Source organism: Phocaeicola sp. GP0067 (genome assembly GCF_031119655.1).
Lineage (GTDB): Bacteria > Bacteroidota > Bacteroidia > Bacteroidales > Bacteroidaceae > Phocaeicola > Phocaeicola vulgatus.
On record NZ_JAVHZY010000007.1, the window covers coordinates 173,377 to 186,251 of the forward strand.

A 12,875-nucleotide genomic window follows, 5' to 3' on the forward strand; every position below is an offset into this window, starting at 1 on the left:
CAGTGTGTTGATTAAACTGAGTGGCAAAAGTACAAAAAAAACTGTTTTATTCACATTATATAGAAAGAATAGAAAATATTATTAGGCTTTTTAATTAAATATTTCGTCGGGAAGCATTAATTTTGCAAAGATTACGCAGAGTAAGAAGATTATGAGTGAAGAAAAAGAACTGATTAATGTATACGGTGCCCGTGTACATAACTTGAAAGATATAGATGTCGAAATTCCACGGAACAGCCTGACGGTGATAACCGGATTGAGCGGAAGCGGTAAATCGTCTTTGGCATTCGATACCATCTTCGCCGAAGGGCAGCGGAGATACATTGAGACCTTTTCCGCATATGCCCGTAATTTCCTGGGAGGGTTGGAGCGCCCGGATGTGGATAAGATTACAGGACTCAGCCCGGTAATTTCCATCGAACAGAAAACGACAAACAAGAATCCCCGCTCTACCGTGGGGACTACGACAGAGATATACGATTATCTCCGTTTGCTCTATGCCCGTGCAGGAGTTGCTTATTCTTATCTTTCGGGAGAGAAAATGGTGAAATATACCGAGGAACAGATCATCGGCCTGATTCACCGGGATTATCAGGGTAAGAAGATATTCATGCTTGCCCCGTTGGTACGTACCCGCAAGGGGCATTACAAAGAACTTTTCGAACAAGTGCGCAAGAAAGGTTATCTGTATGTCCGCGTGGACGGCGAGGTGCGCGAAATTGTACACGGCATGAAGTTGGACCGTTACAAGAACCACGATATCGAAGTCGTGATAGACAAGCTGGTCGTATCGGAAAAGGACGACAAACGGCTGAAACAGAGCGTTGCCACTGCCATGCAGCAGGGTGAGGGGCTGATTATGATTTATGATGCCGATACCCGGGAGGTGCGCCATTACAGTAAGCGGTTGATGTGTCCTGTCACCGGACTGTCTTATAAAGAGCCTGCCCCTCATAATTTCTCGTTTAACTCTCCGCAGGGAGCCTGCCCCCGTTGTAAGGGGCTGGGGTATGTGAATCTGATTGATGTGGACAAAGTGATTCCCGACAGGAATCTTTCCATTCACGAAGGAGCCATCGCTCCTTTGGGCAAATATAAAAATGCCATGATTTTCTGGCAGATAGAGGCCCTGCTTGAAAAATATGATTTTACGATCAAGACACCGGTCAAGGATATGCCGGATGATGCGATAGACGAAATACTCTATGGCTCGGATGAGCGTATCAAGATAAAGAGCACCTTGATTCATACCTCTTCCGATTACTTTGTAACTTATGAAGGGATTGTGAAGTACATCCAGATGATGCAGGAGAAAGATGCGTCGGCCACTGCCCAGAAGTGGGCGGAACAGTTTGCCAAGACTGATGTTTGTCCCGAATGCAAGGGCGCGCGCCTGAACAAGGAGGCGTTGCATTTCCGTATCCACGACAAGAACATCTATGAACTGGCAAGCATGGATATCAACGAACTGTATGACTGGCTGCAACAGGTCGATCCTTTTCTGGAAGACAAGCAGCGCATGATTGCCGCCGAGATTTTGAAGGAGATCCGTACCCGTCTTAAGTTTCTGTTGGATGTGGGACTGGATTATCTTTCACTGAACCGCACCTCGGTATCCCTTTCGGGAGGCGAGAGCCAGCGCATCCGTCTGGCAACTCAAATCGGCTCCCAGCTGGTGAACGTGCTTTATATTCTGGATGAACCGAGTATCGGATTGCACCAACGGGACAATCTCCGCCTTATCAATTCCTTGAAGAAGTTGCGTGACACAGGTAACTCTGTCATCGTGGTGGAGCATGACAAGGATATGATGCTGGCGGCAGACTATGTGGTTGATATGGGACCGAAGGCAGGCCGTTTGGGTGGGGAAGTAGTATTCCAAGGAACTCCGAAACAAATGCTTCAGACAGAAACACTTACCTCTAAGTACTTAAACGGACAGATGAAGATAGAGATACCGGCCGAACGCCGCCCCGGTAACGGGAAATCCTTATGGCTGAGAGGGGCGAAGGGAAACAACCTGAAGAATGTGGATGTGGAATTTCCTTTGGGAAAACTCATTTGCGTCACAGGGGTGTCCGGCAGTGGCAAATCCACGCTGATAAACGATACCTTGCAGCCCATCCTGTCACAGCATTTCTACCGTTCTTTGCAGGAACCTCTGCCCTATGACAGTGTGGAGGGACTGGACTATATAGATAAGGTGGTGAATGTGGACCAGTCGCCGCTGGGCAGGACACCGCGTTCCAATCCGGCCACCTATACAGGAGTATTCTCGGATATCCGGAATCTGTTTGTCGGTCTGCCCGAAGCGAAGATCCGTGGCTATAAGCCGGGGCGTTTCTCGTTCAATGTAACCGGAGGACGCTGCGAGGCTTGCGGCGGTAACGGATACAAGACCATCGAAATGAATTTTCTGCCCGATGTGCTGGTACCTTGCGAGGTTTGTCACGGCAAACGATATAACCGCGAAACGCTGGAAGTGCGCTATAAGGGTAAATCCATAGCCGATGTACTGGACATGACCATCAATCGTGCTGTAGAGTTCTTTGAGAATGTGCCTCAGATTCTGAATAAAATCAAAGTGCTGCAAGAGGTGGGGTTAGGATATATTAAGCTGGGACAGCCCTCCACCACCTTGTCGGGCGGAGAGAGCCAGCGTGTGAAACTGGCTACGGAACTGTCCAAGCGTGATACCGGCAAAACGATGTATATTCTGGATGAGCCTACTACCGGGCTTCATTTCGAAGATATCCGTGTGCTGATGAATGTACTGAACAAACTGGTGGAGAAAGGCAATACCGTTCTGGTTATTGAACATAACCTGGACGTGATCAAACTGGCGGATTACATCATCGATATGGGTCCCGAAGGCGGAAGGGGCGGAGGACAGGTGCTTGCTGCCGGAACTCCTGAGGAAGTGGCCGGAAGCAAGAAAGGATATACCCCGAAATTTATAAAAGAAGAATTGGAAAATTAACCGGCATACCAGCAATGAAAGAGAAAATAGCTAAAACCAACGTAGCCCGTCTGCTTGATAAGGCCAAGATAGCATACGAGCTTATTCCATACGAAGTAGACGAGAACGACCTCAGCGCTGTTCACGTTGCCGCCAGTTTGGGCGAGAACATAGAACAAGTCTTCAAGACTTTGGTGCTTCATGGGGATAAATCCGGATATTTTGTCTGTGTCATACCCGGCGAGCACGAGGTGGATTTAAAAATGGCGGCAAAAGTCTCAGGTAACAAGAAATGCGACCTGATTCCCATGAAAGAGCTGCTTCCCCTGACAGGATATATCCGGGGAGGATGTTCTCCCATCGGCATGAAAAAGCATTTCCCCACCTATATACACGAGACTTGCACCGCATTCCCGTACATTTATATCAGTGCCGGTATCCGCGGATTACAGATAAAAATAGCGGCCGATGACCTGATAAAAGAAACGAAAGCAGAGATTTGTTCCCTTTTCACCGAATAAATATGCCAAAAAGAGTCACATTTGTGGCTCTTTTTTTTTCAGATAGACTAAAAGTTATATCTTTGCAAAAAAAGAATACTAACTATTAATTAAATCTTTATCAACTATGTTTGAAGGACAGCCTAAAGGCTTATACGCATTAGCTCTCGCCAATACCGGCGAACGCTTTGGTTATTACACCATGCTTGCTATTTTCACTCTCTTCCTGCAAGCGAAATTCGGCTTTACAGCCGCCACGACGTCAACAATCTTTGCCAGTTTCCTGGCAGGAGTGTATTTCATGCCGCTTATCGGAGGTATCCTGGCCGATAAATTCGGTTATGGCAAGATGGTTACTACCGGTATCGTTATCATGTTTGCCGGTTATGTGCTGCTGGCTATCCCGATGGCAACCAATATCGGATTGTATTCCATGTTCGGCGCTCTTGCCCTGATTGCTTTGGGAACCGGACTTTTCAAGGGAAATCTGCAAGTAATGGTAGGTAATCTGTATGATGCTCCTGAGTATAGCGCGAAACGTGATACCGCTTTCAGTTTGTTCTATATGGCAATCAACATCGGTGCCCTGTTCGCTCCGACTGCCGCTACTGCCATGACCAACTATGTGTTGGGCAAAGCAGGCTTCAGCTATGTGCCCCAGATACCTTCTTTGGCACACCAGTTCCTGGACGGTACGATTACCGCCGAAGGCGAGGCCACACTGACTGCCATGCAGACCGCACAGAATTTCACAGGAAGCATGGCTGATTTCTGTACTACTTATATTGATAAATTGTCAGAAGCCTATAACTATGGTTTCGGTGTAGCTTGTATCTCACTGGTTGCCTCTATGGCTATTTATGTTATTTTCCGTTCTACATTCAAACATGCCGATTACAACTCCAAGCAGGCTAAACCGGCCAATGTACACGAAGAAGAGCTGACTCCCGCACAGACCAAAGAACGCATCGTCGCTTTGTTGCTGGTATTCGCTGTGGTTATTTTCTTCTGGATGGCATTCCATCAGAACGGTCTTACCATGACCTTCTTCGCCCGTGACTACACGGCACATGAGGTAACCGGTCTGGATCGCCTTGGCTTCAGCGTATGGAATCTGGCTCTGCTTATTGTAACCGTTTATGCAGGTTTCTCACTGTTCCAGTCCAAGACAGGCAAGGGCAAATTGATTTCAGGCGTTATTGCTACCTTGGCTCTTGTGGTTTTAGGAGTCAATTATGGTACTATGGATCCTACATTGCCTATCCTTCCTCAGATTTTCCAACAGTTTAACCCCTTCTTCGTTGTCGCTCTGACTCCGGTATCACTGGCAGTATTCGGTTCATTGGCAAAGAAAGGAAAAGAACCATCAGCTCCGCGTAAAATCGGTATCGGTATGGTGATTGCCGCAGTAGGTTTCATGTTGCTGGCATTCGGCTCATTCGGTCTGCCTACTCCTGCCGAAGTAGAAGCCAATGGTATTGCCGAGAGCGCGTTGGTTTCACCCAACTGGCTGATCTCGACTTATCTGGTATTGACTTTTGCCGAATTGTTCCTGTCACCGATGGGTATCTCATTTGTTTCCAAGGTAGCTCCTCCCAAGTATAAAGGCGCTATGATGGGACTTTGGTTTGTGGCTACTGCTATTGGTAACTATCTGGTAGCTATCATCGGTTATTTGTGGGGTGATATGCAGTTGTGGATGGTATGGAGTGTATTGATTGTGTGCTGCTTGCTTTCAGCATTGTTCATCTTCTCTATCATGAAGAAACTGGAAAAGGTTGCGAAATAATTCCCGCCTATATTATATATGAAAGAGAAGCCCGCTTAACCAATCAGCGGGCTTCTCTTTTTTTATAAATTACAGAAGAAGGATACGAAAACAGGAACACTCATATCAATCAGTATTCCGTGGAATATGGCCAGGGGAATCATGTCTTTTCCCGAATAACGTGTGATGGATGGCAGCAATACATCCATCGAGTTCACTCCGGCAGCCGAGATGGGAGCCAGCTGTCCGAAATATTTCCGTATGAGCGGAGCACCGAGCAATGCCATCATCTCCCGGAAAATATTGGCCAGTAACGCAATGGTTCCCAATTCGGTGGCCAGTTGTAATCCGATAGACGGTTCTTTGAACTGTGTGATCAGGATGGAGGAAAGCGAATAATAGGCAAAGCCGCTGCCCACCGCCATACAGTCGAATACACTCCATTGGCTTAATAGCAGACTGGCCAGTGCCGAGAAAAGCAAGGTTCCCGCAATGGTAGCCATCGGTACCAGGAGCATTTTCAGCCGTAAGCTTTTAATCAGTTCTTTCAATTTCTTATTGCTGCCTATGCTGATTCCTACTTGGAGCATCAGTGCATAAAGCACATACATGGAAACAGAGTGCATGTCATACTGGAAATTATTGACAGCTCCAATCATACATCCTGCACAAAAAAATGCGACAACAACCAAACTGCCTTTCATTGTTTGCCTCCTTTCTTAAAAAACAGATGAAATACCAGGAAAGAAGCTAGCATACTGCCCAAAATGCTTAATGTAGCCAATATAGCCGCCTGCCATCCGAATCTGCCTAAATTGTTAATGATTAAGCTGTTGGAGCCGATAGAGATTCCCAAAACAAACAGCAGCAGGAAGATAGTGAGTGATGTACTCTTTTCTATTTTCTGTAAAAACTGCAAGTTGCGCAATACATATCCTATACCGATACCAACAAACATAATAGATATAATAGTAAACATAGCAATCAATTTTTATAGTAAAACATATACAACCCGACGGTTTCACCGAATGAGAACCATCATGCAATATATCTTTCATCGGGCACGTGTGTGGGTAGGATGAAAGTTGGGTAATAAATTACGTGTGAGTGGAAATCTAAACAAAGCCGCTGAACCAATGTACATGCACAATGAAGTGATTACACAGGGGGGTATTTCCCGATGTAAGGTGATGTATGCTGTATGTAGTCTGTAATTGGTTCATATCATTGATTCATTTGCGGTGCAAAGATAATCCTTTTATGTATATTTTCAAAATAAATATTCATAAATCTTCTTCTGTTACCTTTGGACGGATATAGCGTGTGTTTTAATTTAATCGGAGATTTTGAAATAAACTCTCGGTTTTTTATTCCCTTATTCATAAGATTTTTTGTAAAAGCGGTTTTGTCCGTTGGACACCATTGCCAAAACGATTTTTGAGCAAGCGTGTGCCGACTACTGCCTAACCGGAGAAAAAGGTACAGCCTCGTGCGCCTAGACGATGTTTAGACTGATGACGCAATGTCCCTTTCTTTTGTACTTATGCTAAAAGGTGCTTTTACGGGCTACCAAATGATATTTCTTTTTTTCGTTGTCCCCTTTTGCCGGAAGCGGGAAGAATGATTGTTGCCACTCGGTTGAACAAGGACACACGAAGGGACTTCATAGATTTCTTTCTAAGCGAGGCGGATCCGACCTATTGGAGAGAGATACTGAAACTGACAATCTAAAAACGACAGCGATATGAAAGGAACAGATCATTCCAAGAGAACGATACAGATGTATCTTGGAACGGCGTGCAGAGGAAGATGCGTTTTTTGCGAAGAACTATTACATGTATTCTCATATTCAGAAATTCGAAGAATTGACATAAATTGGTTAATTTTGCCATATCGAACCGAAGTGTATGGATATTTGGAGTAAGAAGAAGCGTTCCGCCGTCATGGCGAAAATCAAGGGCAAGGACACGAAACCGGAATGGATCGTGCGCCGTTACCTCTTCTCCCGTGGCTACCGTTACCGCAAAAATGTAAAGGGGCTGCCGGGAACTCCGGATATCGTATTGCGCAAATACGGCATCGTGATTTTTATTCACGGATGTTTTTGGCACGGGCATGAGGTGGACGGTACCATGCCCAAGACCAACTGCGAGTTTTGGAAAAATAAGATTGAAGGGAATAAGCTGAGGGACAAGCGTAACAAGGAGAAGTTACGTAAAATGGGTTGGTCGGTAATAACCGTGTGGGAGTGTCAGTTGAAATCTGCGGTGAGGCAGCAGACGTTGCTGGAGATAGAATATTACATCAACCATACGTATTTGGAACGATTCAGGTCGCGACCTTCCATGTTTTATGAAATACCGGAGGACAAAGATCCCCCCGGCGTGGTGACCGAGGGCGAAGCGGAATATGGGAAGAGGTGATTTATACTGAATAGATGGGGTTACTGTTTTGTTTTAATTTAACCATTTCGATGAATGAAGCCAATGTCTCAATTTCAGGTTGGAACTCTTTGTCAAATGATGTCCGGTAAGAGGCAGGGACAACAAGTTTAAGGTGTTCGTGCTTCATTTCCCGAAGCTGATTCTTGGAAATGCCTTGTTGCAGGGTAAACAAGTATTTGGTTTCGATGCGGTCTGCTTCGTTCAGAACTTGTCGCCAACGGTCTTTGCAGGTTGTTTTTGCTCCAAGAAATACCAATTTGTTAGCAGGAAACAGCATGTTATGGTAAGCTTCTCCGTTGGGAAACAGGAAATCGGGCTTTTTATTGTCTTCTGTCACGGCTTGTTCTTCGTATTCCAATTGTGCCGCCGTGAATATCGTTGCAAGGTGATGCTCCAAGGATTTGCCTGCGCGGGATTTGCGACGGTTGAGAATGATGTTTGAGAATTTGACCAATTCTTGACAGTTAGAAAAAGGCACACTGTAAATAGGTGCATAAACTTTCTCCTCGAAACAGCGGAATAGACTGTACTCCGTATCAATCCATTTTAATAATTGTTCATCGGGAAACTTGCAAATATGAAAGTCCGTGATATGATGAGCTTTGTTATATATGTCTCTGGCGAATTGAGCCATTTGCCGGGTTTCCGGAAAATCGGTGTATAAGGCAACAAGCTCTTGGATGCCGATTTCCAATTGCTTTTCCGGTGTACTTGCTTGTGTAACATCAATCAATTGATTTGTTTTCTCCGGAGAAAGGTTGAAATAGGCAAAGAAATCGTCAATGTCCTGATCTGTCTGCAAGACGAAACCATAATAATAATCTTCGCTCTGTTGGGCAATAATGAGCAAATCGCCTACATTGTCTTCCTCAAAAAAAGGAAAGCCTTTCCCAAAACGGGTTATTCGGTATTCATTACGTGTTCCTTGCCCATAATAGATAAAACGGCTGTCAGTTGTAAAATCATCTTGCCATTTGACCTTTACCATCTTGTCTTTGTTTTCACCTTTCACTCCCGGAGTGTCGAACAAAAGTGCCGCTGCGCATTTTGGTATATAGAAGCCTGCTTGATGTGAACCGTTCTTCCCAGTATCATTGGCTGTAATGAAACGGCAAAATGCATATTTGGCATTTTGTACTTTGACTATGGCACTATTTAGAATTTCACTCATAATAATCAATTATTTAACATGGCTTTTACTAATTGTTCTGAAACGGCTGTAATAAGAGGTACTACGACTGAATTCCCGCATTGCCTGTAAGCTTGTACATCAGAAACTTGGTTAAGGCGATATTCATCGGGATATCCCATTAGTCGGGCACATTCGCGAGGAGACAATCTGCGAGGATTCTTTCCTCCTGTTTGTGGAATAAGGATTTCGGAACCATCCTTATAGTAACGGGCACTTAAAGTACGGGAAATGCCATTCAGATCCACCATTCCGAAACCAAATCCATTTCCCTTGGCGCGATGCTTTTCTGCATAGTTTTGCAGATAGCTCCAAAGCTTATCACTCAACGTGTATTTTTCGTCAATATCAGGGTCTAGTATTTCTTTGATGCTTTGGGTTGATTGTTTCTGCTCGGGAAAGGCGAATTGCTCTTTTCCATGAAAGACATCTTGGTTAAAACCTACTATCATGATACGTTCCCGATGTTGTGGCACATAGGTTTGTCCGTCCATGACAAGGTAGTGGAGTGAATAACGCAATTCCTCTAATGTGCCCTTGATTACCTTGAACGTGTTGCCTTTGTCATGAGACATCAGGTTTTTCACATTCTCCAAAAAGAATGCTTTGGGACGGTGACGACTGATAATGTCTGCCACATCAAAAAATAACGTACCTTGTGTTTTATCCTTGAAGCCCGTTTCCCGTCCGAGACTTTTTTTCTTCGATACTCCGGCAATAGAAAATGGTTGACACGGAAAGCCGGCACATAGCACATCAAAATTCCGAGGGATATAGCTTTTGGTTATTTCTTTTGTAATGTCGCCAAAAGGCATTTCTCCAAAGTTTGCCAAGTAAGTCTTTTGGGCATATTTGTTCCATTCCGACGAGAATACACACTTGCCACCTTGCGCCTGCATGGCTAGGCGGAAACCTCCCATTCCGGCAAATAGGTCGATGAAAGTGAATTTTGGTTTTTTAGGATCAGGAAATGGTACGTTGAAGAAATCCGAGAACAGACCGTATGCGGTAGGATCTTCTGCGACTTTGGTCACATATTCATCCGTTATTTCTTCTTTCTTGCTCTCTTTTTTCTGCTCTAAAAACTCACGGATGGCGTATATCACTTCCCACTTACTTTCTTTGCTTTCGATGCAGTCGTTGTTATGCAGATAATGGCTGAGTACAGCCAATTGATTTTCCCAACTGGTCTCTCCGTACACTTTTATGTTGTTTTGCTCGTCAATTTCCTCGGGGAAATCGGCGAGCTTAATATCTTTTATGACTGTTTTTTTTGCGATCATTCAATTTGTGAATTAATTAATGAGGACAAAAGTACTGCTTTTTATCGAGAATAGCGAATAACAAGTTTTTAAAGATTCTGTATTTTATTCCTTTTTGTAGCGTTTGGTGTCGAGGATAAAGATTTTCATCAGTGACGTTTTTTTAATCCATGGGGTAACTATTATTTTCGGGCATGGTTACGAACAAGTAACGTAGCGGTGGCAGGATTTGGTTTCGGCGGGGATTGTAATGGCTTTACGAATAATCGGCAGTTCAACCGACACTATTGTAACTCAATTCTATCACTATATCTTTCTGTGTTTCACTTTTTTTCGTAACTTTGTCATCTATATAATAAACCAAAGGAATGGATTACACCGAACAGTTTATCCGGCTGAATTGCAGCTTGATGTCGGATTACAAAATGATGAAGCTGAATGCCGAAATGAAATGCATGGGAATAGGATTATATATTCAAATGATATTGTTCCTGCGAAGGCAACAGGAATACAAACACGATTTTAACGAACTGGATTTGTTGGCTGAACAATGGGGGGCTACAGTGGAAGATCTGCAGCATCTCATTAAAGACTTTAACTTGTTTGTCATAACGGAGGACGGATATTTCCGATGCCTGTATCTGGATGAGGTGATGGGTTATCAGAATAAGCTTTCGGAGCAACGTGCCGCCGCCGGTAGCAAAGGAGGAAGAAGCAGCAAGAAAAAGACTGTGCAGACAGCTGAAAAAGTAATCACTTCTACTGTCCTCACGGCAGCGGATAAAGAAGCGAATGACGATGCAGGCAATAAGGAAAACAACACGGAAAACAATGCGGAAAACAGTGTAAAATGCATGAAAAACACGATTGAAAAAAGTGATGATGAAAATGTAACCGAAAACACACTGCAATGTATTGATAGTGAGTATGTTAATGGGAGTTTGCAAGCAAGCTTTAAGCAAAACTTTATAAGAGAAGAAAAGAATAGAGAAGAGAAGAAAAAGAAAGATGATGTTAACATCATACAAAGAAACATCGGCATCGGCAACAACATGTTTTTTTGCTATGAAAAAAATGTCAGGGTAACACCTCGACAGAAATGCTATATCAATGAGATTTTCCCTATCCGGGTTCGGGTGGATACACCACGCACGATTCCGGATTTGGAAGAAAGAGGAGTTGGACCGCCCATGGATAAATGCATATCGTATCTTTGTTGAATGCTATTTGCCCCCCAGGCACGCGCCGTTAATCACGGAAGATATGGATCTTTCACGTGTAAGATGCTATATCTTACAGCTGTAAGATTATAAATCTTTCACCTTCATCGTCTGGACATTGCGAAAGAGTTCAGCCGGTCTGTGCGTGGTGGAATATAACCGTCTGCCGCTTGTTTTCACGAATACCGTCTGGGGTATCTCAAGAAGATGCTCAGCAGGGCAAATATCCCGATGGCTACCGGATAGTACAAGTATTCGATAATGCTCAAAGGAGACAGGGAAGCCAGTTTGGCAGCAATCAGCATTTGTGCTCCGTAAGGGATGATTCCCTGGATGACACACGAGAAAGTATCCAGAATACTTGCACTCTTGCGTTTGTCCACCCTGTAGCGGGTAGCGATATCGTTGGCAAGCGGTCCCACTGTGATGATGGCTATCGTATTGTTGGCTGTGCAGAAATTGGCGATGCTCACCAAAGCCGCGATGCAAAGTTCGGCTCCGCGTTTGCTGTTGACGTGTTTGGTCAGTTTTTGGATGATATAGTCCACTCCGCCATTAAAACGGATCAGTTCCAGCATACCGCCTGCCATCAAGGTGATGATGATGAGCTCACCCATCCCGGTGATCCCTGTGCCCATGGAGCCGAGCCAGTCGAACAGGCCGATGCTCCCCGTGAACAGGCCGATCACTCCCGTTGTGGCGATGCCCAGTATCAGTACGAGTGCCACATTCATACCTGCTATGGCGGTTCCCAACACAACCAGGTAGGGGAGGATTTTGATCCATTCCACCGACTGGATGTCGTGGGTGGTCATCACGTCCATCCCTCTGAAAATATAGTAGCCGAAAACCATCAGAGCGGCCGGAAGGGCTATCATGAAGTTTACCCGGAACTTGTCACGCATGGCGCATCCCTGGGTACGGGTGGCGGCGATGGTGGTATCCGAGATGAATGAAAGGTTGTCGCCGAAGAAGGCTCCTCCCACCACGATACCTGTCATGAAGGCCAGGTTCATGTCGGTTTTCTCTGCGATGCCTGCTGCCACGGGGACTAGTGCCACGATGGTTCCTACCGAGGTCCCGATGGAGAGTGAGATGAAACAGGCAGCCAGGAAGATGCCTGCCAGCAGCAGATTGTCCGGCAGCAGGAGAAGCGTAAGGTTGACGGTCGCGTCAATGGCCCCGATATCTTTGGCACTTTGGGCGAATGCGCCTGCCAGGATGAAAATCCAGATCATCAGCATGATGTTCTTGTTGGCTGCGCCGATGGAATATTGCAGCATTCGCTCATTCAGGCTCAGGCCTTTGGTGATGCATACCGCATAGACCGAGGATACCATGAAAGCAATCGTGATGGGGACTTTATAGAAGTCGTTTACAATGATGGAAGTCACCAGATACAGGCATAGAAATACCAGCAGTGGACTGAGTGCCCATAGACTGGGCTTATTGGTTATTGGAGTTAATTTTTCACCGTTCATGAATTTGTATTTTATAAAATGAGGTGCAAAGTTACAAAAAGACTTGCTGTAT

Annotated in this window: 10 protein-coding genes; 5 read left to right on the forward strand and 5 right to left on the reverse strand. The window is 45.0% G+C overall.

Annotation, left to right across the window (positions count from 1 at the left end; genetic code table 11):
• Window positions 1–151 precede the first annotated feature (151 nt).
• The 3 genes from uvrA (at window position 152) to RE317_RS08205 (ending at window position 5,248) form a co-directional block, all read left to right on the forward strand.
• Window positions 152–2,980, forward strand: coding sequence for an excinuclease ABC subunit UvrA (gene uvrA / locus RE317_RS08195; RefSeq protein ID WP_012055521.1), 2,829 nt, complete (start codon window positions 152–154; stop codon window positions 2,978–2,980).
• Between the two features lie 14 nt (window positions 2,981–2,994).
• Entirely contained in the window at window positions 2,995–3,480 is a 486-nt protein-coding gene (gene ybaK / locus RE317_RS08200; RefSeq protein WP_005846627.1) for a Cys-tRNA(Pro) deacylase, read from the forward strand.
• A 106-nt stretch (window positions 3,481–3,586) separates the two neighbouring features.
• Window positions 3,587–5,248, forward strand: a complete 1,662-nt coding sequence (locus RE317_RS08205; RefSeq protein WP_012055523.1) for a peptide MFS transporter — start codon at window positions 3,587–3,589, stop codon at window positions 5,246–5,248.
• Window positions 5,249–5,310: 62 nt separating this feature from the next.
• On the opposite strand, the gene RE317_RS08210 is transcribed toward RE317_RS08205, so the two are convergent.
• Together RE317_RS08210 and RE317_RS08215 are read right to left on the reverse strand one after the other, a co-directional pair.
• Window positions 5,311–5,931 carry a lysine exporter LysO family protein gene (locus RE317_RS08210; protein WP_005846620.1) on the reverse strand — a complete coding sequence of 207 codons (621 nt, stop codon included), beginning with the start codon at window positions 5,929–5,931 and terminating at the stop codon, window positions 5,311–5,313.
• Window positions 5,928–6,206 carry a LysO family transporter gene (locus RE317_RS08215; protein WP_005846617.1) on the reverse strand — a complete coding sequence of 93 codons (279 nt, stop codon included), beginning with the start codon at window positions 6,204–6,206 and terminating at the stop codon, window positions 5,928–5,930. Before RE317_RS08215 ends, RE317_RS08210 begins: the two co-directional genes overlap by 4 nt.
• 928 nt (window positions 6,207–7,134) lie before the next feature.
• Between RE317_RS08215 and RE317_RS08220 the strand changes: the two genes are divergently transcribed.
• Entirely contained in the window at window positions 7,135–7,650 is a 516-nt protein-coding gene (locus RE317_RS08220) for a very short patch repair endonuclease (RefSeq protein WP_117889390.1), read from the forward strand.
• A gap of 1 nt (window position 7,651) precedes the next feature.
• On the opposite strand, the gene RE317_RS08225 is transcribed toward RE317_RS08220, so the two are convergent.
• Window positions 7,652–8,842: a type II restriction endonuclease gene (locus RE317_RS08225; RefSeq protein WP_032944295.1), complete on the reverse strand. Its 1,191-nt coding sequence runs from the start codon at window positions 8,840–8,842 to the stop codon at window positions 7,652–7,654.
• A gap of 5 nt (window positions 8,843–8,847) precedes the next feature.
• On the reverse strand, window positions 8,848–10,143 hold the full coding sequence (gene dcm, locus RE317_RS08230; protein ID WP_117873912.1) for a DNA (cytosine-5-)-methyltransferase: 1,296 nt from the start codon (window positions 10,141–10,143) through the stop codon (window positions 8,848–8,850).
• A 347-nt stretch (window positions 10,144–10,490) separates the two neighbouring features.
• Between dcm and RE317_RS08235 the strand changes: the two genes are divergently transcribed.
• Window positions 10,491–11,342 (forward strand): DUF4373 domain-containing protein, encoded by an 852-nt coding sequence (locus tag RE317_RS08235; protein WP_117873914.1) that lies wholly within the window; start codon window positions 10,491–10,493, stop codon window positions 11,340–11,342.
• 176 nt (window positions 11,343–11,518) lie between these two features.
• Here the strand turns inward: RE317_RS08235 and RE317_RS08240 are convergent, their stop codons facing one another.
• On the reverse strand, window positions 11,519–12,823 hold the full coding sequence (locus RE317_RS08240) for a Na+/H+ antiporter NhaC family protein (protein ID WP_005846612.1): 1,305 nt from the start codon (window positions 12,821–12,823) through the stop codon (window positions 11,519–11,521).
• Window positions 12,824–12,875: the final 52 nt, after the last annotated feature.

What these genes read in the sequence shown, in the direction of transcription:
- ybaK (WP_005846627.1), top strand. Translation starts at nt 2,995, where the DNA reads ATGAAAGAGAAAATAGCTAAAACCAACGTAGCCCGTCTGCTTGATAAG.
- RE317_RS08225 (WP_032944295.1), bottom strand. Translation starts at nt 8,842, where the DNA reads ATGAGTGAAATTCTAAATAGTGCCATAGTCAAAGTACAAAATGCCAAA.
- uvrA (WP_012055521.1), top strand. Translation starts at nt 152, where the DNA reads ATGAGTGAAGAAAAAGAACTGATTAATGTATACGGTGCCCGTGTACAT.
- RE317_RS08240 (WP_005846612.1), bottom strand. Translation starts at nt 12,823, where the DNA reads ATGAACGGTGAAAAATTAACTCCAATAACCAATAAGCCCAGTCTATGG.
- RE317_RS08210 (WP_005846620.1), bottom strand. Translation starts at nt 5,931, where the DNA reads ATGAAAGGCAGTTTGGTTGTTGTCGCATTTTTTTGTGCAGGATGTATG.
- RE317_RS08205 (WP_012055523.1), top strand. Translation starts at nt 3,587, where the DNA reads ATGTTTGAAGGACAGCCTAAAGGCTTATACGCATTAGCTCTCGCCAAT.
- RE317_RS08215 (WP_005846617.1), bottom strand. Translation starts at nt 6,206, where the DNA reads ATGTTTACTATTATATCTATTATGTTTGTTGGTATCGGTATAGGATAT.
- RE317_RS08220 (WP_117889390.1), top strand. Translation starts at nt 7,135, where the DNA reads ATGGATATTTGGAGTAAGAAGAAGCGTTCCGCCGTCATGGCGAAAATC.
- RE317_RS08235 (WP_117873914.1), top strand. Translation starts at nt 10,491, where the DNA reads ATGGATTACACCGAACAGTTTATCCGGCTGAATTGCAGCTTGATGTCG.
- dcm (WP_117873912.1), bottom strand. Translation starts at nt 10,143, where the DNA reads ATGATCGCAAAAAAAACAGTCATAAAAGATATTAAGCTCGCCGATTTC.